Origin of the sequence: Thalassospira sp. MCCC 1A03138, assembly GCF_002115785.1 — a bacterium.
Taxonomy (GTDB): Bacteria; Pseudomonadota; Alphaproteobacteria; order Rhodospirillales; family Thalassospiraceae; genus Thalassospira.
The window spans coordinates 558,525-580,380 of sequence record NZ_JFJY01000002.1 but is presented as its reverse complement, the minus strand read 5'-3'; the positions used below and the strand labels follow the sequence as shown (position 1 = coordinate 580,380).

The window sequence follows — 21,856 nt, the reverse complement described above, 5'->3', positions numbered from 1 at the left end:
TATTTGCTGGCCGCAACCGAGCCGGCAGGATCAAATGATAACTAGGTCGGTTTCCCGGCTCACATGCGGGTCAGGGATTTATTTCTGACATGTCGGGCAGAAGAAGGTTGATCGCCCTGCCTGTACGATTCGCCCGACGGTGCTGCCGCAACCATCGGCAAAGCAACCTTCACCCTCTCGGCCATAGACGCGGAAGCTGTGCTGAAAATAGCCAAGCTCGCCATTGGCCTGACGATGATCTTTCAGGCTCGATCCTCCAGCGGCAATCGCGTCCTCAAGAACCAACCGGATTTCCCGGTAAAGACGCTCAATCTCGTCCGGTTTCAAATCCTTGGCCAAACGGTCCGGCGCGATGCCCGATCTGAACAATGCTTCGCATACATATATATTACCAAGTCCCGCAACCAATCGCTGATCAAGCAGCACAGTTTTGATCGGACTTGCGCGTTTGGCTATTCCCGCCGCCAGAACGGTCGCATTAAAACTGTTGCCCAATGGCTCCGGCCCAATATCGGCAAGCATCTTGTGGGTATTAACCTCGTCCGCAGCAATCAGGGTGATAACCCCGAACCGCCGCGGATCGGTAAACCGGACAACCGCGCCACTCTGCATGACAAAATCGACGTGATCGTGCTTTGCAGGGGCTGGAACCCCCACCAAGGGATCATCAAAAATCGTCATCCGGCCCGACATTCCAAGATGGACCAACAGAACCTGCCCGTCATCCAGATAGCCCAGGATATATTTTGCCCGACGGGTCAGCTGATTGATCCGGCGCCCCGCCATGCGTCCCACAAAATTTTCCGGAAATGGAAAACGCAGGTTTGGACGGCGTTGCACAACGTGATCAACCACGAAACCTTCCATCACCGGCGTCAGACCGCGTGTCACCGTTTCGACTTCAGGCAATTCAGGCATTGGAAAACTCACAAAATGAATGGGTCAAACATATCTAGAACCCGGCCTGGTGATTGGCAAGCCAGCACACCAAACAACATTGTCGCCATTACAAAGTAACAATGGACGATGACCGCCAAGTACATATGATTGCGCCGTTTATTGCCACCCGGCCCGTCAGCCCCACCTTACGTGCCATCCACAGGATTTCAGTCAATGGAATTTGGCGTTGATCTTTTACTGATACTTTTTGCTGTCGCAGCCTTCGCCGGCATGGTTGATTCAATAGCCGGTGGCGGCGGATTGATTACCATCCCGGCCCTGCTCTGGGCGGGTATTACCCCGGCACAGGCTTTGGCAACCAACAAGCTGCAGGGCAGCTTTGGCAGCCTGACATCTTCAATCAACTTTATCCGTAAGGGTTATGTTGATCCGCGAGATATGGTACTGGCGATCGTCCTGACATTTGCCGGATCGGCACTTGGTACCGTGCTGGTGCAGATGCTTGATGCCAGCATCCTGCTTAAAATCCTTCCGGCTCTGTTGATCCTGATTGCGCTTTATTTTCTTTTCTCGCCACGCGTTGGTGATATTGACGCGCATCAGGTTATCAGCAAGTCGGTATTTGCCTTTACCGCAGGCTTTGGCATCGGCTTTTACGATGGCTTTTTCGGACCGGGTACCGGATCGTTCTTTTCCATCGCTTTTGTCGCTTTGCTTGGTTTCAACATGACAAAGGCAACCGCCCACACCAAGGTTCTGAACTTCACATCAAATTTCGCGTCACTTGTCATGTTCATTGCGGGTGGCGAAGTCGTCTGGATCATCGGGGTGGTTATGGCTGTCGGCTCTTTGATTGGCGCCCAGATCGGATCGCATATGGTGATGAAGGTCGGTGCACGGCTCGTACGCCCGCTTCTGGTTATCACCTCTATCGCGATTTCGATCAAACTGATCATCGACCAGTACGGCGGCACCATCATCCAGTATTGGGATCAAATGCAGGTTTGGACCGGATAAGGTTCTATATAGCTTATTTACGATGTGGCAAAGCCCGCCGAATGGTTTCCAGCGGGCTTTGCATTTGGTTTCGAAATCCGTCAGGCGCTGGCTGCGGTTTCGATAAAGGCCTCGTCCCGGCGATCAATCAGGTGGCTCCAGACTGCAAACATTAAGGCAATCACCGCAATCCCGGCACCAAGCCATGGGATATCCTGATAGGAAACGCCCTGTGTAATCGCGATACCGCCAAACCAGGCACCAGAAGCATTACCAAGATTGAAGGCTCCCTGATTAAGGGTCGATGCAAGATTGGGTGCCTCCGTGGCTTCGTTAACCACCCGCATCTGAAGCGGCGAAACCAGCGCGAAGGAAACCACTCCCCAGACAAAAACCGTTGCCACGGCCGGGATCACATTGGTGATGGTTTCAGCAAATACGGCAAGTATCGCAATCAGGAGAACAAACGCCGCGATGATTGCGGGCATCAGGCGCCAATCCCCCAGACGGCCACCGATATAGTTGCCTATCGTCAAACCGGCACCGAACAGCAGCAGAACATAGGTCACCTGCCGTGCAGAAATGCCGGTAATGTTCTGCAACATCGGGGTGATATAGGTAAACACGCTAAACATGCTGGCCGAAGCCAGAACACTGATCGCCATGGCAAAGATAACCTGGGTTTTCGCCAAAGCCCGGGCTTCGGCAATCAAGCTACCGCCCGATGCGGCGATCTTGCGTGGCAAACAGAAATAAAGTGCCACAGCCGCAAAAACCCCGATCCCGACAACCGCCCAGAAAGTCGAACGCCAACCGAGTTCCTGACCAAGTGCCGTGCCAAACGGGACACCCAGAACATTCGCCAATGTCAGACCGGAAAACATCAAGGCAATGGCCTGTACCCGTTTATGTGGCGCAACAAGATTTGCCGCAACAACAGCCCCCAGACCAAAGAATGCCCCATGGCAGAATGCGGTCACAACACGGGCCGCCATCAGAAGCCAGTAGTCCGGTGCCATCGCACACAGGAAATTGCCGAAAATGAAAATTGCCATCAGCATCAACAAGGCATGACGACGATCCATTTTTGCCGTCGCAATCGCCAGAAACGGCGCGCCAAACGTAACACCCAACGCATAACCGGTAACCAGCAACCCGGCATCGGGAATACTTACACCGAGATCTGTCGCCACATCCGGCAACAATCCCATGATAACAAATTCGGTCGTACCGATCCCGAAGGATGAGAGCGCAAGAGCAAGGATCGGAAGGTTTCCAAAGAAACCATTACGGGCAGCAGCAGTTATCATGATCAGGATGTCCAAGGGTGCATCGCACCAATGCGGGATAATGTCGGGCGACAAGTTTCGGACGTGTTTGAGAAGCGCTTCAATCAGCCGAAAGCTTGAAACGATTCAATTCTGCGTGCAGTGCACAAATTTCACCATCGCGAAATTGGCATAAAAACTATGCAGTTACGTCACAACTGAAACAGGCCCGGTTGAACACCGGACCTGCGTGAATTACAAAATGGATAAATCGGATCAGGAAAGTTCTGCAACAATGCGTTTTGCGGCCACAGCCGGGTCATCAGCTTTGGTAATCGGTCGACCAATCACCATCACATCTGTTCCCATCGCCATGGCATCGTGCGGCGTGACAATGCGTTTCTGATCATCGGTACTTGCCCAGGTTGGCCGAATGCCCGGTGTGATCAATTTGAAATCAGGTCCACATGCCGCACGTGCCGCTGTAATTTCCTGTGCGGAACAAACAACCCCGTCCAGACCGGCCTTCTGGGTCAATTCGGCAAGTTTGACAACACGATCACTGATCGGTCCCCTCAGACCAACATCATCGAGGTCAGCCTGATCCAGACTGGTCAGGATCGTTACCGCGATAACCCACGGCGCGTTAACACCGGCTTTGTCGGCGGCTTCACGTGCGGCTTCACCAGCACGTTTCATCATCTCAAGGCCGCCCGTGGCATGAACATTCACAATCCTGAGGCCAAGCGGCGTTACCGCACGCACAGCACCGGCAACCGTATTGGGAATGTCGTGGTATTTGACATCCAGAAAAATCGGCAGCCCGGCTTTTGCGACTTCACGCACGCCCTGCGGGCCGTGGGCCGCAAAGAATTCCTTGCCAAGCTTCGCCCCACCAATCACTCCGCACAAACGAGAAGCCAGATCAACTGCATGTGCAAGATCAGTGGTGTCGATGGCGCAAAAAATACGGTCTTGGGGGGCTATAGCTTGGGTCATGCGTCCTCCGGCGGGCTGGAATTTCATGATTGGCCCACGAAGTTGCGGCGGACCGGGCATGACTTAGCCGATTTTAACCGAAATACCAACCCGAATTAGGCACAATATTGGCCCGGGCGTCGCAGTCTTTTTTGTCAGGACGCTTTCTGCTGGCTGATCGCCTTGTTGGCATTTGGCGTGTCGTTGCCAGTTTCTTCCGGGCGCAATCGACGCAATTCTGTATCCATGCGCTTGACCGCACGACGATGCTTGCCATGCACCAGCCATTCATACGTCAACCCGATACCAAGCCCGATCAACAGTGCGACCATGATCGGCAGGAAAAGCGGCATATCGACTTCATAGGGCAACGGCCACAACGACAATGTCACCAACGCCCGGTTCGACACGGCAAAAATCGCAATCAGGATCGCAAGCGGAATAGAAATGATCCAATAGAGAATGCGCATTTTAACTCCTGGTGCCGACGGGCAAAAAGGCATGGTGTCATAGCCCACACCTCAGACAAGCCAAAGCATGGACCCGATAGGGTCAAATGGAAATATTTTCAAATGACTTTACAGCCACCGAGAAAACCCGGCAGGCTTGGTTTAACGCAGTTCGCATACGAACAGCAAGCCGCTCAAAACGGCAAACTGTCAGTTAAGACGCTCGCGCAGCTGCTTCCCGGTTTTGAAATAAGGAACCTTTTTCTCGCCCACAGGCACAGCCTCACCGGTACGCGGATTGCGTCCGACCCGGGAATCACGCTGTTTCACGGAAAATGCGCCGAAGCCGCGCAGCTCAACCCGATCCCCGCGTGCCAGCGCCTCGGTAATTTCGTCAAAGATCGTCGCCACGATCCGTTCCACATCGCGCTGATACAAATGCGGGTTCATCTCGGCCAGCCGGGCGATCAGTTCTGATTTTGTCATATTCAGGCCCCATCCTGTTCGTTCTGACAGATATCCAATCAACCAAAGGTTAGATTACGTCACGTCGGCGCTTTCACTCAGGTTGCCAGACAGTCAGCAACCCGTCAAGTTTAAGCCCCTCAGATGACAGCATTTTTCCGATATTTCCCTCGAATAACACCGTCATGAGGGAGTCATTCGGATAATCGATTTCAAGCGGCACAACTGCCACATCGGGTGCAACACCCTTTTCATCCTGCAGCCAACGCAAAGCTTCGCGTCGACCACCAATTTCGTCGATCAGACCGTTCGCAACTGCCTGTTGACCGGTATAAACCCGGCCATCGGCTAATTTCCGTACGGTATCAGTATCCATGCCGCGTCGTTCAGCGACCATGTCGACAAACACGCCAAACATGTCTGAAATCAGGCTTTCCATAGCCGTTCGCGCGGTATCGTCCACCGGCTCGAACGGGTTTGGCACGGCTTTCAGGGGGCCACTTTTAACCGTTAGCGGCTCAACACCCAGCTTTTCCAAGGTGCCGTTGAAATTCATCGACTGGAAAATCACACCGATCGATCCCGTCACCGTCCCGCGATGGGCGACAATATGATCGGCGGCAATGGCGGCCATATAACCACCCGATGCGGCCACGGTTCCCATTTCAGCAACGATCGGTCGGGTTGCACCAATCCGGCGCAGGCTCTCAAACAGCGCCTCGCCACCGACCATGGTGCCACCGGGGCTGTTGATATGGACAATTACGCCTGCGACATCGCTGTCTTCTTCAATCTCCTCTAGCGCATCCAGAAGATAGGGATCTTCTGTAATCACCCCTTCGATGTTCACCTCGACAATGCGCGGACCAATATTGCCCCATACGGCGTCACTTGCGCCACTGCGTGCAAAGGCGATCACGATGGCAATGATGACGGCAACGACCGCTAGGACCCGCCAGCGGAAAATCGATTTTTTCAAACGTCGACGATCAAGAAGGATATCGGCATCAAGTGCCATTTAATGTGCCCCGGTATTCAGTATGAACTAACAGCTTCAAAAACCTGCCTTTTCAAATGGTTTTTCTTCATTCGCTTGGCAAGGACAAAAACTGTTTGAAACCAAAATTCTCGCTAAAAAATGACACGGCGACGGCAAAGTCGCGTCCAAACGGGGAATTTTGAACAAAAGCGATAAAAAAACGGGCCGTGCAATGCACGACCCGTCTTCATGATCTGCCGTGGCAGACCCTGTTCGATCAGGAACAGATGCCTTATTCGGCACCTTCCTGTTTCTTGCGAAGTGCTTCGCCAAGGATATCACCAAGCGATGCACCGCTGTCAGCCGAACCATAATCCGCCATGGCTTTCTTCTCGTCAGCAACTTCAAGAGCTTTGACCGAGAGGGTAACCTTGCGGGTTTTGGCGTCGATCGTGGTCACACGCGCATCGACTTTCTCGCCAACTGCGAAACGTTCCGGACGCTGGTCCGAACGGTCACGTGCGAGTTCAGCCTTGCGGATGAAGCCTTTAAGATCGGTGCCACCAACAGCAACCTCGATACCACCATCATTAACTTCGGTAATTTCACAGGTTACGGTTTCGCCGCGTTTGATGCCGGTAACGGCTTCTTTGAACGGGTCACCCGAAAGCTGTTTGATACCAAGCGAGATGCGTTCTTTCTCAACGTCAACGTCAAGAACCTTGGCTTTGACGATGTCACCTTTTTTGTATTCTTTGATGACTTCTTCACCAGCGCGGTCCCATGACAGGTCCGAGAGGTGCGCCATACCGTCGATACCGCCCAGAAGGCCAATGAACAGACCGAATTCGGTGATGTTCTTGACTTCGCCTTCGATCTCGGACTCGACCGGATGAGCGGCCAGGAAGGCATCCCACGGGTTCGAGGTGCACTGCTTGAGACCAAGCGAGATACGGCGTTTCTGTGCATCGACGTCGAGCACCATGACTTCGACTTCCTGCGAGGTCGAAACGATTTTGCCCGGGTGGATGTTTTTCTTGGTCCAAGACATTTCGGAAACGTGGACCAGACCTTCGACACCAGCTTCGAGTTCGACGAATGCGCCGTAATCGGTGATGTTGGTGACACGGCCTTCGAATTTCGAACCGACCGGGTATTTGGCTTCGACACCTTCCCACGGATCAGCTTCAAGCTGTTTCATGCCAAGCGAGATACGCTGGGTTTCGCTGTTGAAGCGGATAACCTGGACCTTGACGGTCTGACCGATCTGAAGGGCTTCAGACGGATGGTTGATACGCTTCCATGCGATGTCGGTGACGTGCAGCAGGCCGTCAACACCGCCGAGATCGACGAATGCGCCGTAATCGGTGATGTTTTTGACAACGCCGTCAAGAACCTGACCTTCCTGGAGGTTCTGGATCAGTTCGGCGCGCTGTTCAGCACGGGTTTCTTCGAGAACGGCACGACGCGAAACCACGATGTTACCGCGCGAACGATCCATTTTCAGGATCTGGAACGGCTGCGGATTGTTCATCAGCGGGGTAACGTCGCGAACCGGACGGATGTCAACCTGGCTGCCCGGCAGGAATGCCACGGCGCCCGACAGATCGACAGTGAAGCCGCCTTTAACACGACCAAAGATGGTACCGTCGACGCGTTTGCCTTCGTTGAACTGTTTTTCCAGCTCGACCCAGGCTTCTTCGCGACGCGCTTTTTCGCGCGACAGAACGATCAGGCCATCTTTGTTTTCATAGCGATCGACATAAACATCAACGGTATCGCCGATATTAACGTCGCCTGCGCCAAATTCTTTAAGCGGCACGCGGCCTTCGGACTTCAGACCCACGTCGACGATTGCATCGTCGTCGGTGGTTTTGACGACCGTACCGGTCATCACGCGGCCAATAAAGCCCTCGTCTTCAGAACCGAGGCTTTCGGCCAGCAGGGCGGCGAAATCTTCGCCGGTGGAGAATTGTGCTTGTTCAGCGGCTGTCATTAAAGAGACTTCCTTTCGAGTGTATCGTCACTATTCCGGCCAATCGGTTGTATCCGATGGTCTTGCCACAAAATCGTGGCGGGTTTTTGCCAATCGATTTCCCGATCCCGTTCGCGAAAAACCAAACGGTTTTCCATAGACGAAAAGGTGAACGCACATGTCGTTCACCTTAGGGTAACAACCCCTGAGATCGTTCTGTCGCTTGACGGTTAAAATGCCCGTGTGTCAGTCATTCTCGCCCATATGGGTCCGAATATGCGCCATGACTGCATTAAACACCGCATCAGCATTCAGACGATCCGTATCGATGTGGATTGCGTCCGATGCCATCTTGAGCGGTGCAACGTCCCGCGCACTGTCTCGAGCATCCCGTTCTTCAAGCTCCTTGAGAACGCGCTCGTATATAGCAGCGGGATTTTTTTCCTGCAACTGTTTGAACCGACGGTTTGCACGTTCTTCAACACTGGCCGTCAAATAGAACTTGATTGGGGCATCCGGACAGACAACCGTGCCAATGTCACGACCATCAAGAACAGCACCACGTTTGCCGTCAGGCGGGCTACTGGCAAGGTTGCGCTGAAAAGCTAGCAACACCGCGCGAACCTTTGGAATCGCTGCAACTTTTGACGCTGCATTTCCGACTTCTTCGCTGCGAAGTTCTTGGCCGTCAAGATCGTTGGCGCCGAGTTTTTCGGCCACTCCGACCGCCACATCCTCGTCCGAGGGATCAAGCCCAAGCGCCAAAACCTTTGCCCCCGTCGCCCGGTACAAAAGCCCGGTATCAAGATAGGCATAGTCCATTGCCCCGGCGACTCGACGTGCCAAAGTGCCTTTTCCCGATGCTGCCGGTCCGTCAATTGCGATGATCATGCGCGGGTGCCCCTGTTTGTTTTGATGTCACTTAATACTTGTGTGCCAATAACGGCATTACGAGCCCCGGTATGTGAATAGAGAAGCCCGCCCGCGAAACAGATTACGAACCAGCCGGGGCAAGGTTGGCCCCAAGTTCGCGCATCAGCGCTTCGAAACTCGGAAAACTGGTCGCAATCGGGTTGGCATCATCAACCGCAACCGGATCATTCGCGCCCAGTCCAAGAACAAGGAACGACATCGCAATGCGATGATCAAGGTGGGTCTCAACCATGCCGCCACCCGGCACATCGCCACCCGTAACAATAAGATCGTCACCTTCGATACGATGAATGATCCCGTTTGCTGCCAGACCCGCGGCCACAGCGGCAAGACGATCCGATTCCTTAACCCGCAATTCTTCAAGTCCGCACATCCGGGTTTCACCCTGCGCATAAGCAGCAGCAACAGCCAGCACCGGATATTCGTCAATCATTGAAGGCGCACGTTCCGCCGGCACAACAATGCCGGTCAGGCGATTTTTACCACTAACAACAAGATCACCGATGGTTTCGCCGGCTTCTTCACGTTCGTTGGTGATTGTGATGTCGCCGCCCATTTCAATAAGCGTCGTGATCAGGCCGGTTCGCAATGGGTTTAAACAGACATCACGGATGGTAACCTGTGACTCCGGATTGATCAAAGCCGCCACCAGCGGGAATGCCGCCGAGCTCGGATCTGTGGGAACCACAATATCAGCCGCCTTCATTTCAACCGGACCGATCAGGCTGACAGTGCGGCCGCCATCGTCATTGATGCTGACATCAACATCGACACCGAAATGACGCAACATGCGTTCGGTATGATCACGCGATGGTTTCGGTTCGATCACTGTGGTCGTTCCGGCGGTATTCAAACCGGCAAGCAACACGGCTGATTTTACCTGCGCGGATGCCATCGGCAGCGTATAGGTCACCGGCTTTGCTTCATCAGTTCCAATGACGGCCATCGGTGGGCGACCACGTTCACGCGTGATGAATTGCGCACCGAATTCAGCAAGCGGGTCGGCAACACGCCCCATCGGACGTTTGCAAAGCGACGCATCACCGGTAAAGAAAGTGGTGATCGGATGGGTCGCAACAATCCCGGCCATCAGGCGAATACCGGTTCCCGCATTGCCCATGTCAATGACGCTATCGGGTTCCCGCAAGGCGCCAACCCCGACACCAGTCACATGCCAGGTCCCGTCATTATCGCGATTAACGGTCGCGCCAAGCTTGCGCATGGCTTCTGCGGTCGCCAGAACATCTTCACCTTCGAGCAGGCCGGTAATTTTCGTTTCACCAATGGCAAGACCGCCAAACATCAGGGAACGATGGGAAATTGATTTGTCGCCGGGAACCCGGATATCGCCTTTAAGCGCACGGGACTTGAGCGATTGAAGCGGACGTTTGGTCTGCGAAGAGCTCATCGGGCCTGCCTGTCTATTCTTGTTGTGACCATCAAATAATCGTTTTCCGACCATTGAACCGTACCTTGATGCCGCCGCAAGTCCAGGCGCAAATGGTACGTTCGATTGCCGGGGGCAAACTCGTATCATATGCGCTTTTGACGCACCAGTATCGAAGCCAAATTTTGCTTGAAGCTTATGGCGGCGCGTAGCGCAGAATCCCGCCTTTTTGAGGCTTGGAATAAAATCGGACAATTTCCTTTTGACAAGCCCGCCCCAAGATGGCAATTGGGCCAACTAGAAGAAGGTGAATTCGGCCTTCAACCCATTCTTTGATGAAACGGTATTTAAGAGGGTTTGCCGTAATGTCAGCACGCGGTAAGAAACGTCACTGCCAAGCCTGCGGTACCAAATACTATGATTTGAATCGTACGCCGGTCGTGTGCCCCAAATGCGCAACCCCGGACGGGGTGACCAAAATCAAGAAAGCCGCGGTTGCAAAGCCGAAGCCGGAAGAAGACGAAGATCTTGATGATGACGTCGATCTCGATGACGACGTCGACACCGATATTGATGACGATATCCTTGAGGATGCGTCTGATCTTGGTGAAGATGACGATGATCTTGGCGAAGTTCTCGAACATGTCGAAAGCGACGAAGACGACCGCTAGGATTTTTTAAAAATAGGTCTTGCCAAGATTTGGTGAACCTTCTAAATATCGCCCGCGCCGCAACGGAAACACTCAAAATCGTTGCGACGCGGACTAAAATGGGGCCGTAGCTCAGTTGGGAGAGCGCTACAATGGCATTGTAGAGGTCGTCAGTTCGATCCTGATCGGCTCCACCATCAAAACCCGTCGCCTAAAGCGACGGGTTTTGTCGTTTCAGTATTCTTTTCCCAAATGAAAAGGCCGTCCAAAGGACGACCTTCAAAAGCGTCTGGATGCAAAATACTGCTTAGTGCACGGTGCGATCGATTGAACGCTCCGGATCGGGAAGATGTCCAAAACCATCAAGCAATTCGGCGATACCATCTCCTGCACGAACCACCATAATACGGCCTGAAACAGGGTTCCCCTTTTCCTGTCGCAAAATTCCAATCACATCGGCAATGACTTTGAACTGGCAATCTTTCAACCAGTCATGAATTGCCTGTTCATGATGGCGGAACCTTTGCCCCGGCCCAAGATCGAACGGGAATGTGTCACCATGTTCAAGTGAGAAAACCATCAATCCACCTGGTACAATCCGCTCGTGGGCAGCCCGCAGCGCAGGGACAAGATCGCCAAGATAATTCAGAACATCAGCAGCAACCACCAAGCCATAGTCGCGATCAAGCGCATCAGGCAAATCCGTGATGTCCCCGGCAATCAGATTTCGATAAAGACCCTTTGCCTTTGCCCGGTTAATCATGCGCGGCGATAGATCGACACCGTCAATCACGTCAACATGGCCCGCAAAAACGTCCGCGACCAATCCTGTACCGCAACCAAGATCAAGAACCCGCAACGGGCGCAACAATTCCGGCAAGTATGGCCGGATGGCTTCAAAAAGAAGCTCCGGCCCACGATAGGCCAAGCGATCCCGCAACGAGATTTCAAAACGTGGTGCATAGTCGTCAAACAGGGCCCGAACATAATCAGGCGGCAAGCGATCGCGCATGGCAACCGCACCCAGCAAAGTCAGTCGAACTTCGGCTCCCATACGGTCAACCGGATCAAGAGCAAGGCACTGACGAAAAGCTTCGATCGCATTTTCGTGCTGTCCCATGCGTTCGAAAATATCGCCCAGCACAAAATGTGCTTCTTCCCAATCGGGATCAGCCGAAATTGCCGCCCGGGTCACATCGATTGCGGCCTCGGTATCATTCTGCCCGACAAGCGCCAGCGCGACATCAAGCCGCCGACTGGCCAACAAACGATCTTTGCTCATGTATATGAAGAAATCCGAAAAGGCTCCGGCCAAATGACCGGCAGCATCAAAACTCGATCATCGCTATATCAGCTGAATCCGCGCTTTTGGCAATATGGATAATATCATTTAAAATCAGATGTTTATCTAATTTTATCGCTTTTGCACGCTGCAAAATCATTTTATCTGGTCCCTCTGCATCAGAATTCACGACAAACTTCGCAGTTGATGAATAGTCTTGGATGATCCGGGCGATCACCAGAATAACTTGATTAAAACATAATGTATTAATATAAATATTTACCTCAACCTCTTGCTGCCGGGAAACAAGATGGAAAACTTTACGCCTTATTCCGCACTTCTGGGTGGTGCGCTGATCGGACTGGCTTCAGGCCTTTACCTTTTGCTCAATGGCCGCATTGCAGGCATCAGCGGCATCCTTGGAGGCCTGCTTACCAGCAAAGGCCCGACATCGGGTCGCGTTGAAAAACTTGCCTTTATCTCTGGCATGATCATTGCTCCAATGATCCTGTTGGCCCTCACCCTGATCGATGCCCAAAGCATTGTAAGCGCTTCATGGCCGGTCATTATTGCAGCCGGCTTGATCGTCGGGTTTGGCACGAGACTTGGCAGTGGCTGCACCAGCGGACACGGAATTTGCGGCCTGTCGCGTCTGTCAGCACGATCAATGGTCGCCACCCTGTGTTTCATGGGCGCGGGCATGGCCAGTACCTTTGTCATTCGTCATGTTATCGGGGGCTAAATCAATGCGTATTCTTGCTTCTGCTTTCTGTGGCGCCCTGTTCGGCTTGGGCCTAATCATTTCGGGGATGACAGACCCCCAAAAGGTTCTTGGTTTCCTTGATATCGCAGCGATCCAGACCGGAAACTGGGACCCCAGCCTTGCGTTCGTCATGGCGGGTGCCCTTGTTATCGCATTCCCGATATTTCGCTTTGCCCAATCCCGCAGAACTGCCATTTGCGGCGGGACAATAGAACTGCCGAAACGACGCGACATTGACCGCAATCTGGTTATTGGCGGGCTATTGTTCGGCATTGGGTGGAGCATGGTTGGCTATTGCCCGGGTCCCGCGATTAGTGCGCTTGCCTTTGGGCATATCGAAACAATCATTTTTGTGATCGCGATGATCGCCGGAATGATCGTGCATAAACTGATGATGAACACATTGGATCAGGCCGCAATCGCGCAAAAATAGCGAAAACCTTAACCTTTATGGCAAGTGCGCCACGCAAACCAGCCATACGCCACAAATTGCCATTCGCAGGGAAATCAATCTGTTAGCATTCAAAATTTGTGGCGACTAGTCTGGAAAGCCTGAAATCTTGCTGCAACATGCTTGTCTTTGCAGCGACACTGGCATATGTGCAAAACAACATCACAGTATGATTTCAAAGGCCTCGCATGAAAATCGGCATTCTTGAAACCGGTCTTGTTCCGGAAGAACTTCGCGATGAATTCAAAAGCTATCCATCCATGTTCGAAACCATGCTTGGCGCATTGGATCCCGAGCTTGCCTTCCAGACCTGGACTGTACTTTTGGATCAATTCCCCGAAGACCTGAATGCCGTCGATGCCTGGATTGTGACCGGATCAAAGCATGGTGTTTATGAAAACGAACCCTGGATGATCCGTTTGCAGGAATTGCTTCGCGATATCGTCGCCGCACAAATTCCTGTTTTCGGGGTCTGCTTTGGTCACCAGATTCTGGCCGCCGCCCTTGGTGGCACGGTCGTCAAATCTGACAAAGGCTGGGGTATTGGTGTTCATGAATACACCACCAGCAAAACGGCCCCGATCTGGCTTGGAAATGCGCCGGCCAAGTTCAAGCTGAACGCATTCCATCAGGATCAGGTGATAGAATTGCCCGAAGGCGCAAATGTTTGGGCAAGCTCCGAATTCTGCCCCTATGCCGCTATTCAATACGGCGAAACCGCTGCTTCGATCCAGCCGCATCCGGAATTCCAGCGCCCCTATGAAGAAGCATTGCTGAAGGCACGATACACATTGTTGCCCGAAGACGTACATTCAAAGGCAACCAAGTCACTTGACGAAAAGCTTGATAGCCAACTGTTTGCCAAATGGATGCTCAATTTCCTGCGGGGTAATCGGGCGGTTAAAGCCGCCTGACCCAGGATCGGGAAGGCATTATCCCCTTATAACGGACCGCGGCATTTCGATGGCGGTCCGTTTTGCGTTTCAAGATATAGTGATGCATGCGCAACCGGCTGGAAGTTTTCAGAACATTCCGCAATACGATTTGTTTATGATTGCGCCTGATACTGGACTTTAGCAAAATTTCTGCCAGTAAAATGGAATGCCATGATCCAGAATTTACGGCTTTATTCCGGTCTGACGCTGTTTGCATATGTCTTCATGCATCTGATCAATCAGGCCGCTGGCATCATTTCGCCCGAAGCAATGGAAGCCATCGTCCCGGTTACAACCGGTATCTGGCAATTCCCACCGCTGGAAATTCTTCTTTTATGCGCTGCGATCACGCATTTCCTTCTGGCGACAGCGCGACTGACCAGCAGGCGCTCCCTGCGCCTGCGCAAATCCGAATGGACACAGATGATCCTTGGTCTGTGCATTCCATTTCTATTGTTCCGCCATATAATCGCAACGCGGATCATCGACCTCGGATTTGGTGTCGATTCGGCGTTTGAACGTGTTTTGCTTGATCTTGCCGTGTTTATTCCGGGCCAGGGCGTATTGCATGCAATCGCTGTAATTGTCGTCTGGACCCATGGTTGTATCGGTATTCATTTCTGGCTGCGATTAAAGCCATTTTACCCGCGTTGGCGCGGTGTGCTTGGCGCATCAGCAGTACTTGTCCCGACACTGGCACTGGCCGGATTTGGCGCGGCATCCGCTGAAATCATTCGCCGGACCGAAGAAGGCGGACGCAAATATGTTTTTGGTGTTCTGGATGCCGCAAACGTCAATGACGCGGCAGTAAAATTTTATGAAAATGCACTTCTCCCAGGCACGATAATTGCCATTTCTCTGGCTTTGGCACCCTTTGTCGTGCGGCAAATTCGCCAGACCGTTGATCGCATCAAACGCGGACCGATGCTATTGATGCCCAACGGCAAGCTGATCCGCGTCGCCCCCGGGGCAACGGCACTTGAAGCCCTTCGCGATGCCGGTGTGCAGATGGCATCGGTTTGTGGCGGACATGGTCGTTGCACGACATGCCGCATCCATTGCGGATCGGGCATTGATCAGCTTGCAGCCCCCGGCAAGATCGAAGCAGCCGCGCTTGAGAGCATCCACGCGCCGCGTGGTATGCGATTGGCCTGCCAGATCAAGCCGGTAAACGATCTTGCGGTTGCGCCGTTATTGCCGCCGAACGCCACCGCACAGGATGGACGCCGCCCCGGCGGTTTGTCCGGTAGCGAACGTCAGGTTGTTTCCATATTCACCGACCTTCGGGATTCGACACGTTTGGGCGAAAAGAAAATGCCCTACGATGTACTGTTCATCCTGAACCAGTTTTTTGCCGAAATGACAGAAGCCTTACGCGAAAGTGGCGGGCTCTATGCCCAGTTCACCGGTGATGGCCTGATGGCGCTTTACGGTCTTGATACGGACGATACGGAAACCATGATCCGTGATGCCCTTCACGGGGCGGCGGGGATGTTGCGCCGAATCGAAAATCTGAATGAACATTTGAAATCAGAGCTTCCGCATACATTACGCATCGGTATTGGCATTCACATGGGCGAAGCGATTGTTGGCGAAATGGGGCCACCCGGCCGCGAAAACATCAGCGCCATCGGCGACACGATCAATACGGCGGCAAGACTGGAAAGCCAGACCAAAAAGCATGGTGTGCCGTTGGTGATATCAAAAGCAATTTTCGACCATGGGCCGATTCCATTACCTGAAAATGCGGTGATGCATGAAGTGGCCTTGCGCGGAAAGGATCAGACTGTTGCCTACTATGCACTGGAAAATATGCCCGAACTGCCGGAACGCGTTGTATGATCATCTCTGATCGGTCATGATCTGCGTATTACACAGGTCTGATATCGCATATTCCCAAGGTTTCCGCGGTTACAGTATCAATCCGGGTCTTGACTATGCGATAGAAAACCACATTTATTCGATTAGATAGATATGTCTGATGCCGAACGGGTCGGGTCAGATGTTCAGACGCCCGAAACGCCAAAAGCGTGGGGTCTGGTCGATATCACACTCGCTCTACTGAGGAGGTGCTGCCTATGTCACGAATTTCAATGTTTAACAGTCCGCTGCTGTTGGGGTTTGACCAGATCGAACGTGTTCTTGATCAGGTTTCCAAAACCAAGGCAGAAGGCTATCCGCCTTATAATATCGAGCAAATCGGCGAAAACCATCTGCGTATCACGGTCGCGGTCGCAGGATTTGCCGAAGACGATCTGTCGGTAACGACCGAAGACAACCAGTTGATTATTCGTGGCAAGCATCAGGAAGACGACAGCAACCGCATCTATATCCATCGCGGTATAGCATCCCGCCAATTCCAGCGTTCCTTTGTACTGGCCGAGGGTATTGAAGTTGTTGGCGCCCATCTTGATAACGGTCTTTTGCATGTGGATTTGAACCGTCCGGTTCCTGAACCGGTGGTACGTGAAATTGCGATCAACTCTGCCAAGAAGAAAGCCGTCTCGTCACGCACCATAGATATGACCGTCGATGCTGAAAATGGCGCAGACGCGGTCGAAGATAAAAGCCGCAAGGCGTAACAAGGAGAGTGGTTTTATGAGCAATCGCATCTCAGACCATGAGACCAAAGAAACCCGCGGCGCGGAACAGGATTTGAACCTGCTTTCGTCTGGTGATTTTGCCATGCTTGGCATTCACGATTTTGCTTATGTGCGCGCGATGGCCAATCCTGAAGACGAGAGCAACGAAACGGTCTTTGGGGTATTTACCGCCGATGGTACCCATATCGCATCGTTCGAAAGTCAGGCCGTAGCCCATGCGGCAATCCGCCAGCACGACATGGACCCGCGTTCGGTTCACTAAGACGACCCGATCAGGATATCGCGGAAATCAGAAGGCAGCCGATGGGCTGCCTTTTTGCTGGGTTTGATGAGGCGTCACCCTAACGGATTTCGATCACTTCGCCAGGTACGGCAACCCGTACCTGCGGATTTTCGCGTAGAAGTTCGGCGATCTCGCGTCTTACATCACGTTTGATGTGATAGAGCCAGAAACGTGATCCGGGCATATCAGATGCCAATTGCAGAACAGTTTCCAAATCGCAGTGCGCGGCATGTTTTGGATCATGCTTGGGCAAATATGTTTCCTGAAACACCAGATCAGCAGCGGTAAAAAGCGCTGTAGTATCGGCTGTCACGTTACCGTCACCGGAATAGGCAAAACCCTTATTTTCGAAACGCAGCAAAATTGCATGGTTCTGAACGCTGTGATCGGAACGGGCAAATTTGGTTTCGAACGGACCTATCTGCGTGGTTTCCGGCACCGCATGCCAGATAATTTCAAACGGCCACGCACTTCCAAGCCCGGCAAAGCCAAGCTCCATGATCTTTTCCAGATGATTGCGTACCGCAGGTGTCGCAATGATATGGATCGGCTTTGATCGACCGTCATCGCGCCAGTTCAGCATAACCGGCACCAGTCCGAAAACGTGATCGGGATGCATGTGGGTGAAATAAATCGCATCAATGGCATCCGGATCGGGAAACTTGCGCATCAGCAATCCGGGCACTGTTGCCCCACAGTCGATCATCAGCCTATAGCCATTTGCACTCACCACGACGGATGAGTTTTCAAAGGCGGGATCGAATGCCTCGCCAACACCCAGAACATCTATGCGCATATATTCACTCGACATTCCCCGTCACCGCGTTGTTTGCGGATCATTTGCAATGAGTGTCTATTTTTGCTGAGACAATGAACATTAGGCAAGCTGTTCAGATTTGTTTTCGCGATAAAGTCTCAAAACCGTCACCGCACAAACAAAACTGGGCGGCCGAATGCATCGGCCATCCTGCAGTTCGATACATCTGTATAGGAAATCAGACGGTTAACGCGCCAGAACTTCCGCGGCCTTGCGCGTCCGACTGACCGAGTCGGCAACCATTCCCGTGGTAGACTTGATGTTATCAAGGTTTCGGGAAAGACCATCAACCGCACCAGCCATCAACCGCATGTTTTCCGAAACACCTTCGGTCACCGCACTCTGTTCCTCTACCGCCGAGGATATGTTGGTGACACTGTCCCGCACCGTTTCTACCGAATGACGGATGGTTTCAAGAGCACCGACAACCTCGGACGATATTGACTGAATGCCCGAAATTTCATCGGAAATCTGCTCGGTCGCACGAGCCGCCTGATTGGCAAGATTTTTGACTTCGTTGGCAACAACTGCAAATCCCTTGCCGGCGTCGCCTGCACGTGCACTTTCGATCGTCGCATTCAGTGCCAACAGGTTAATCTGCCCGGCAATGTCCTGAATGACTTCAACAATGCTTCCCATCGATTCGACAACTTCCGCCATTCGCTGGGTAGAATTGTTGGCACTAATCGTCTGATCAAACGCGCGCTCCGTTTCATCACGTGACTGCGCCATGCTGCGCGAAATTTCTGCAATCGATGCCGCCATCTGCTCCGCACTGGCCGCTACAGTCTGCACCGTTTGCGAGGTTTCCTCCGACGTGCTGACACTTTGATTGGCCGAATTGCCCAAGGCTGCAATGTTGCTATCGATCTCGGTAAAGTTCTGATCAATCATGGTCTTAAGCTCAAGCAACAGAAGGGTTTGCTCAGTAATATCTGTCGCGAACTTGATCACCTTGAAAGGTTTTCCAACCGGATCAAGCACCGGGTTATAGGACGCTTCAATCCAAATTTCCTTGCCACCCTTGCCGACACGTTTGAATTGGCCAGTGTGAAAATTCCCGGTTTTGAGGGTTTCCCAGAACGAGCGATACTCAGCAGAGTCACGATATGCTGGCTCAACAAACATGCTGTGATGCTTGCCGATAATTTCATTGAGACTGTATCCCATGGTATCGAGAAAATTCTTGTTTGCCTTAAGGATAATGCCGTTCAGGTCAAACTCAATCACGGCCTGCGATTTTTCCATCGCATCAAATACACTTTGCAGGACTGCACGCTCAACGCGACGCGCTGTAATGTCGGATGCAAATTTGACGACCTTCGTCGGCTTTCCGTCTTTGCCAAGAATCGGGTTGTAAGTCGCTTCAAGCCAAATCATCTCGCCATTTTTGCGCACACGCGGCACCGCACCGGACGAAAATTTGCCGTTGCGAAGCTGTTCCCAGAATTTCCGGTATTCTTCACTACTGCTGATTTCACGCGGGACGAACATCGAATGATTCCGACCAACAATCTCCTCAATCGAGAATCCCATTGTCTTCAGGAAATTATCGTTGGCAGTCAAAACCTTGCCATCGATCGAAAACTCGATAACGGCCATCGACAGGCTCAGCGCATTTACAATCTGCTGCCCTTCCTGCGAACTGCCATTATTGAAAAGTGACGCAAAACCCATCCGGATATCTTCCTTGTGCTGTCCGGATCTCTAACTACAAACCCGGTCATTTATAGGCATGTATAAAAACAAACCGAACAATTGCGCACATGCCGCACAATTGTTCGGTTTGCAGGATACTTATACTTAAGAAGTAATCAACCACCTATTTTGGCATAGGTGCATCTACTCTGGGTTACGCCTTCAAGCAGGCCATTTTACAATATATCGGGTCAGATCAGGGTGTGCGTCATCCTCCGAGATCACCATTCCCTTAATCGACATTCCGGCCGAGATCGTAGAATCTGAGCGCCCCGTAATAAGTGGATGCCAGTCAGGCAATCCTTTTCCTTCAGCCATCAAACGATAAGCACATGTTGATGGCATCCAGGACAATGTCGTGACGTTTTCCTGCGAAAGTTGCACACAGTCAGGCACATGCTGGGTTCGATTTGGATAATCCTTGCAGCTGCAGGTTTCGCAATCCAGCAATCGACAGGCGACTGATGTGTAGTAGACAAAGTCGGTATCTTCGTCCTGAAGTTTGTGCAGACAGCACTTGCCGCAACCGTCACAAACGGCTTCCCATTCCTGTGGCGTCATCTGCTCCAACGTCTTGGATTCCCAAAACCGGGCTTTGTCTGCCTCATGCGTCGGCTCTTTCATCGTCTCTCTCGTCCGGCAATCATTTTATTGTTCAATTGTATCATATGGCGGGCTTTCAAGCTGTAAAGATCGCCAACCGAAACTACTGGCAGATCAGATGAAAGAACGAGCCGAAAACACTGCCCTTCATCAAACCGGCGCTGCCAAGGTCATCACCAGTTGCCGTAGCCATATTTCCAAGGGGCGTACCATCGGCTTTGATTGTCGAGGCATAATGAAACTCATGCCCGCGAAGGATCGTTCCAACCGCCCCCAAAGCTGTGGCCTCGGACAAAACCAGTGTTCGATATCCCAAATGCAGCTTGCGATCCGCAAAGCTCGTCACAAGGGGCAAAAGCCCAAGCATCTCGTGATGTTGGCCTGACGCATCAATCAGTGCCTCGCCCAGCACCATGTAGCCACCGCATTCACCATAGATCGGGGTATTTTTGGCTGCCATCACCGCAAGAGTCGCTTTGAAATTCCCTGCTCTCGCCAATCGTTCACCATGCAGCTCCGGATAACCGCCCGGCAGATAGACCGCGTTCGCCCCATTGCTGGGGGTTTCATCGGCAAGCGGTGAAAAGAAAGATAATTCCGCCCCCTGACGATGCCAGTCTTCAAGAAGATGCGGGTAGGCAAAGGCAAAGGCCGTGTCCCGCGCGATGGCGATATGCTGCCCCAATGGCGGGATACCGATGACCGCATCCGAACCATTACCAGACCCCACCGCAAGTTTCCTCCCGCTTACCAGACCGATCAACTGATCAAGATTGACATCCTCGGCAATAATGCCGGCCGCCTGATCAAGAAACACATCAAGCGCGTCATATTCGCCTGCCTGCACAAGGCCAAGATGCCGTTCGGGCAGCGATAATGCATCACTGCGCCGGACCGCCCCGATCACAGGAATTTCCGGAAGATGTTCGCGGCACGCCGTTTCGATCATCACACGGTGCCGATCACTGCCAACCCGGTTTAGGATCACAGCCGCAATCTTCACATCCTTGCGAAAACTGGCAAACCCGGCGATCACCGCGGCAGCCGATACCGACTGCCCCTTGACATCAATAACCAGCACAACCGGCCAGTTCATCATCGCCGCAAGATCGGCAGTCGATCCACTACCGTCCGCCGCCCCGTCAAACAGGCCCATCACACCTTCACACAGAAGAAGGGACTTGTCCCCGGCCTGCCGCTGGGCAAGCGCAACGATCTGATCACCGGACATCGCCCAGGGATCAAGATTGATACATTTTTCTCGACACGCCGCGGCCTGAAATGCCGGGTCTATATAGTCCGGTCCGGTTTTCGCCGCTGTAACACGAACACCCCGATTGGCAAGTGCACGCAAAAGGCCAAGCGTCAGAACCGTCTTGCCGCTATTTGACGAAGGTGCGGCAATAATCAGGCCCGGAAGCTGCATTGCAGATAATTCCAT

At 52.6% G+C, this 21,856-nt stretch carries 23 protein-coding genes and 1 tRNA gene; 9 read left to right on the top strand and 15 right to left on the bottom strand.

Going from position 1 to position 21,856, the window contains the following annotated elements:
- Positions 1-78 precede the first annotated feature (78 nt).
- Positions 79-918, bottom strand: a complete 840-nt coding sequence (mutM, locus tag TH468_RS07545; protein WP_085642891.1) for a bifunctional DNA-formamidopyrimidine glycosylase/DNA-(apurinic or apyrimidinic site) lyase — start codon at positions 916-918, stop codon at positions 79-81.
- A 195-nt stretch (positions 919-1,113) separates the two neighbouring features.
- Between mutM and TH468_RS07540 the strand changes: the two genes are divergently transcribed.
- Positions 1,114-1,917, top strand: coding sequence for a TSUP family transporter (locus TH468_RS07540; RefSeq protein WP_085642890.1), 804 nt, complete (start codon positions 1,114-1,116; stop codon positions 1,915-1,917).
- An 80-nt stretch (positions 1,918-1,997) separates the two neighbouring features.
- On the opposite strand, the gene TH468_RS07535 is transcribed toward TH468_RS07540, so the two are convergent.
- From TH468_RS07535 to aroA, 8 genes are all read right to left on the bottom strand, one after another.
- Positions 1,998-3,206 (bottom strand): MFS transporter, encoded by a 1,209-nt coding sequence (locus TH468_RS07535; protein WP_085643055.1) that lies wholly within the window; start codon positions 3,204-3,206, stop codon positions 1,998-2,000.
- A gap of 234 nt (positions 3,207-3,440) precedes the next feature.
- On the bottom strand, positions 3,441-4,163 hold the full coding sequence (gene pyrF, locus TH468_RS07530; protein WP_085643053.1) for an orotidine-5'-phosphate decarboxylase: 723 nt from the start codon (positions 4,161-4,163) through the stop codon (positions 3,441-3,443).
- Between the two features lie 134 nt (positions 4,164-4,297).
- Positions 4,298-4,612 carry a lipopolysaccharide assembly LapA domain-containing protein gene (locus TH468_RS07525; RefSeq protein ID WP_085642889.1) on the bottom strand — a complete coding sequence of 105 codons (315 nt, stop codon included), beginning with the start codon at positions 4,610-4,612 and terminating at the stop codon, positions 4,298-4,300.
- 189 nt (positions 4,613-4,801) lie between these two features.
- Complete coding sequence (gene ihfB / locus TH468_RS07520; protein WP_007088342.1) at positions 4,802-5,077, bottom strand: integration host factor subunit beta; 276 nt, start codon at positions 5,075-5,077, stop codon at positions 4,802-4,804.
- Positions 5,078-5,150: 73 nt separating this feature from the next.
- Complete coding sequence (sppA, locus tag TH468_RS07515) at positions 5,151-6,074, bottom strand: signal peptide peptidase SppA (RefSeq protein ID WP_085642888.1); 924 nt, start codon at positions 6,072-6,074, stop codon at positions 5,151-5,153.
- A 253-nt stretch (positions 6,075-6,327) separates the two neighbouring features.
- Positions 6,328-8,031 (bottom strand): 30S ribosomal protein S1, encoded by a 1,704-nt coding sequence (gene rpsA / locus TH468_RS07510; RefSeq protein ID WP_085642887.1) that lies wholly within the window; start codon positions 8,029-8,031, stop codon positions 6,328-6,330.
- A gap of 225 nt (positions 8,032-8,256) precedes the next feature.
- Positions 8,257-8,901, bottom strand: coding sequence for a (d)CMP kinase (gene cmk, locus TH468_RS07505; protein WP_085642886.1), 645 nt, complete (start codon positions 8,899-8,901; stop codon positions 8,257-8,259).
- Between the two features lie 103 nt (positions 8,902-9,004).
- Positions 9,005-10,351 (bottom strand): 3-phosphoshikimate 1-carboxyvinyltransferase, encoded by a 1,347-nt coding sequence (gene aroA, locus TH468_RS07500; protein WP_085642885.1) that lies wholly within the window; start codon positions 10,349-10,351, stop codon positions 9,005-9,007.
- A 344-nt stretch (positions 10,352-10,695) separates the two neighbouring features.
- Here aroA and TH468_RS07495 point away from each other — a divergent pair, with 344 nt between their 5' ends.
- Complete coding sequence (locus tag TH468_RS07495) at positions 10,696-11,001, top strand: FYDLN acid domain-containing protein (RefSeq protein ID WP_007088347.1); 306 nt, start codon at positions 10,696-10,698, stop codon at positions 10,999-11,001.
- Between the two features lie 100 nt (positions 11,002-11,101).
- Positions 11,102-11,177: transfer RNA gene (locus tag TH468_RS07490), tRNA-Ala, on the top strand.
- 110 nt (positions 11,178-11,287) lie between these two features.
- On the opposite strand, the gene TH468_RS07485 is transcribed toward TH468_RS07490, so the two are convergent.
- Both TH468_RS07485 and TH468_RS21600 read right to left on the bottom strand, forming a co-directional pair.
- A complete protein-coding gene (locus tag TH468_RS07485; protein ID WP_063092149.1) occupies positions 11,288-12,262 on the bottom strand; it encodes a methyltransferase domain-containing protein in 975 nt (324 codons plus the stop codon).
- A gap of 46 nt (positions 12,263-12,308) precedes the next feature.
- Entirely contained in the window at positions 12,309-12,452 is a 144-nt protein-coding gene (locus TH468_RS21600; protein ID WP_156487995.1) for a hypothetical protein, read from the bottom strand.
- Positions 12,453-12,572: 120 nt separating this feature from the next.
- Between TH468_RS21600 and TH468_RS07475 the strand changes: the two genes are divergently transcribed.
- The 6 genes from TH468_RS07475 (at position 12,573) to TH468_RS07450 (ending at position 17,276) form a co-directional block, all read left to right on the top strand.
- On the top strand, positions 12,573-13,004 hold the full coding sequence (locus TH468_RS07475) for a YeeE/YedE family protein (protein ID WP_085642884.1): 432 nt from the start codon (positions 12,573-12,575) through the stop codon (positions 13,002-13,004).
- Positions 13,005-13,008: 4 nt separating this feature from the next.
- Positions 13,009-13,458: a DUF6691 family protein gene (locus TH468_RS07470; RefSeq protein ID WP_085642883.1), complete on the top strand. Its 450-nt coding sequence runs from the start codon at positions 13,009-13,011 to the stop codon at positions 13,456-13,458.
- Positions 13,459-13,664: 206 nt separating this feature from the next.
- On the top strand, positions 13,665-14,390 hold the full coding sequence (locus tag TH468_RS07465; protein ID WP_063092150.1) for a gamma-glutamyl-gamma-aminobutyrate hydrolase family protein: 726 nt from the start codon (positions 13,665-13,667) through the stop codon (positions 14,388-14,390).
- Positions 14,391-14,582: 192 nt separating this feature from the next.
- Positions 14,583-16,253 carry an adenylate/guanylate cyclase domain-containing protein gene (locus tag TH468_RS07460; RefSeq protein WP_085642882.1) on the top strand — a complete coding sequence of 557 codons (1,671 nt, stop codon included), beginning with the start codon at positions 14,583-14,585 and terminating at the stop codon, positions 16,251-16,253.
- Between the two features lie 236 nt (positions 16,254-16,489).
- A complete protein-coding gene (locus TH468_RS07455; protein ID WP_007088353.1) occupies positions 16,490-16,993 on the top strand; it encodes an Hsp20 family protein in 504 nt (167 codons plus the stop codon).
- 16 nt (positions 16,994-17,009) lie between these two features.
- A complete protein-coding gene (locus tag TH468_RS07450; RefSeq protein ID WP_007088354.1) occupies positions 17,010-17,276 on the top strand; it encodes a DUF1150 family protein in 267 nt (88 codons plus the stop codon).
- Positions 17,277-17,355: 79 nt separating this feature from the next.
- Here TH468_RS07450 and TH468_RS07445 read toward each other — a convergent pair whose 3' ends face one another.
- From TH468_RS07445 to TH468_RS07430, 4 genes are all read right to left on the bottom strand, one after another.
- Complete coding sequence (locus tag TH468_RS07445) at positions 17,356-18,108, bottom strand: MBL fold metallo-hydrolase (protein ID WP_139328086.1); 753 nt, start codon at positions 18,106-18,108, stop codon at positions 17,356-17,358.
- Positions 18,109-18,300: 192 nt separating this feature from the next.
- Positions 18,301-19,791 carry a PAS domain-containing methyl-accepting chemotaxis protein gene (locus TH468_RS07440; protein ID WP_085642881.1) on the bottom strand — a complete coding sequence of 497 codons (1,491 nt, stop codon included), beginning with the start codon at positions 19,789-19,791 and terminating at the stop codon, positions 18,301-18,303.
- A gap of 183 nt (positions 19,792-19,974) precedes the next feature.
- Positions 19,975-20,436, bottom strand: a complete 462-nt coding sequence (locus TH468_RS07435; protein ID WP_085642880.1) for a YcgN family cysteine cluster protein — start codon at positions 20,434-20,436, stop codon at positions 19,975-19,977.
- 82 nt (positions 20,437-20,518) lie between these two features.
- The gene (locus TH468_RS07430) at positions 20,519-21,856 is read right to left on the bottom strand and encodes a cobyrinate a,c-diamide synthase (protein ID WP_085642879.1); all 1,338 of its coding nucleotides are present in this window, start codon (positions 21,854-21,856) and stop codon (positions 20,519-20,521) included.

What these genes read in the sequence shown, in the direction of transcription:
- mutM (WP_085642891.1), bottom strand. Translation starts at nt 918, where the DNA reads ATGCCTGAATTGCCTGAAGTCGAAACGGTGACACGCGGTCTGACGCCG.
- TH468_RS07540 (WP_085642890.1), top strand. Translation starts at nt 1,114, where the DNA reads ATGGAATTTGGCGTTGATCTTTTACTGATACTTTTTGCTGTCGCAGCC.
- TH468_RS07535 (WP_085643055.1), bottom strand. Translation starts at nt 3,206, where the DNA reads ATGATAACTGCTGCTGCCCGTAATGGTTTCTTTGGAAACCTTCCGATC.
- pyrF (WP_085643053.1), bottom strand. Translation starts at nt 4,163, where the DNA reads ATGACCCAAGCTATAGCCCCCCAAGACCGTATTTTTTGCGCCATCGAC.
- TH468_RS07525 (WP_085642889.1), bottom strand. Translation starts at nt 4,612, where the DNA reads ATGCGCATTCTCTATTGGATCATTTCTATTCCGCTTGCGATCCTGATT.
- ihfB (WP_007088342.1), bottom strand. Translation starts at nt 5,077, where the DNA reads ATGACAAAATCAGAACTGATCGCCCGGCTGGCCGAGATGAACCCGCAT.
- sppA (WP_085642888.1), bottom strand. Translation starts at nt 6,074, where the DNA reads ATGGCACTTGATGCCGATATCCTTCTTGATCGTCGACGTTTGAAAAAA.
- rpsA (WP_085642887.1), bottom strand. Translation starts at nt 8,031, where the DNA reads ATGACAGCCGCTGAACAAGCACAATTCTCCACCGGCGAAGATTTCGCC.
- cmk (WP_085642886.1), bottom strand. Translation starts at nt 8,901, where the DNA reads ATGATCATCGCAATTGACGGACCGGCAGCATCGGGAAAAGGCACTTTG.
- aroA (WP_085642885.1), bottom strand. Translation starts at nt 10,351, where the DNA reads ATGAGCTCTTCGCAGACCAAACGTCCGCTTCAATCGCTCAAGTCCCGT.
- TH468_RS07495 (WP_007088347.1), top strand. Translation starts at nt 10,696, where the DNA reads ATGTCAGCACGCGGTAAGAAACGTCACTGCCAAGCCTGCGGTACCAAA.
- TH468_RS07485 (WP_063092149.1), bottom strand. Translation starts at nt 12,262, where the DNA reads ATGAGCAAAGATCGTTTGTTGGCCAGTCGGCGGCTTGATGTCGCGCTG.
- TH468_RS07475 (WP_085642884.1), top strand. Translation starts at nt 12,573, where the DNA reads ATGGAAAACTTTACGCCTTATTCCGCACTTCTGGGTGGTGCGCTGATC.
- TH468_RS07470 (WP_085642883.1), top strand. Translation starts at nt 13,009, where the DNA reads ATGCGTATTCTTGCTTCTGCTTTCTGTGGCGCCCTGTTCGGCTTGGGC.
- TH468_RS07465 (WP_063092150.1), top strand. Translation starts at nt 13,665, where the DNA reads ATGAAAATCGGCATTCTTGAAACCGGTCTTGTTCCGGAAGAACTTCGC.
- TH468_RS07460 (WP_085642882.1), top strand. Translation starts at nt 14,583, where the DNA reads ATGATCCAGAATTTACGGCTTTATTCCGGTCTGACGCTGTTTGCATAT.
- TH468_RS07455 (WP_007088353.1), top strand. Translation starts at nt 16,490, where the DNA reads ATGTCACGAATTTCAATGTTTAACAGTCCGCTGCTGTTGGGGTTTGAC.
- TH468_RS07450 (WP_007088354.1), top strand. Translation starts at nt 17,010, where the DNA reads ATGAGCAATCGCATCTCAGACCATGAGACCAAAGAAACCCGCGGCGCG.
- TH468_RS07445 (WP_139328086.1), bottom strand. Translation starts at nt 18,108, where the DNA reads ATGTCGAGTGAATATATGCGCATAGATGTTCTGGGTGTTGGCGAGGCA.
- TH468_RS07440 (WP_085642881.1), bottom strand. Translation starts at nt 19,791, where the DNA reads ATGGGTTTTGCGTCACTTTTCAATAATGGCAGTTCGCAGGAAGGGCAG.
- TH468_RS07435 (WP_085642880.1), bottom strand. Translation starts at nt 20,436, where the DNA reads ATGAAAGAGCCGACGCATGAGGCAGACAAAGCCCGGTTTTGGGAATCC.
- TH468_RS07430 (WP_085642879.1), bottom strand. Translation starts at nt 21,856, where the DNA reads ATGGAATTATCTGCAATGCAGCTTCCGGGCCTGATTATTGCCGCACCT.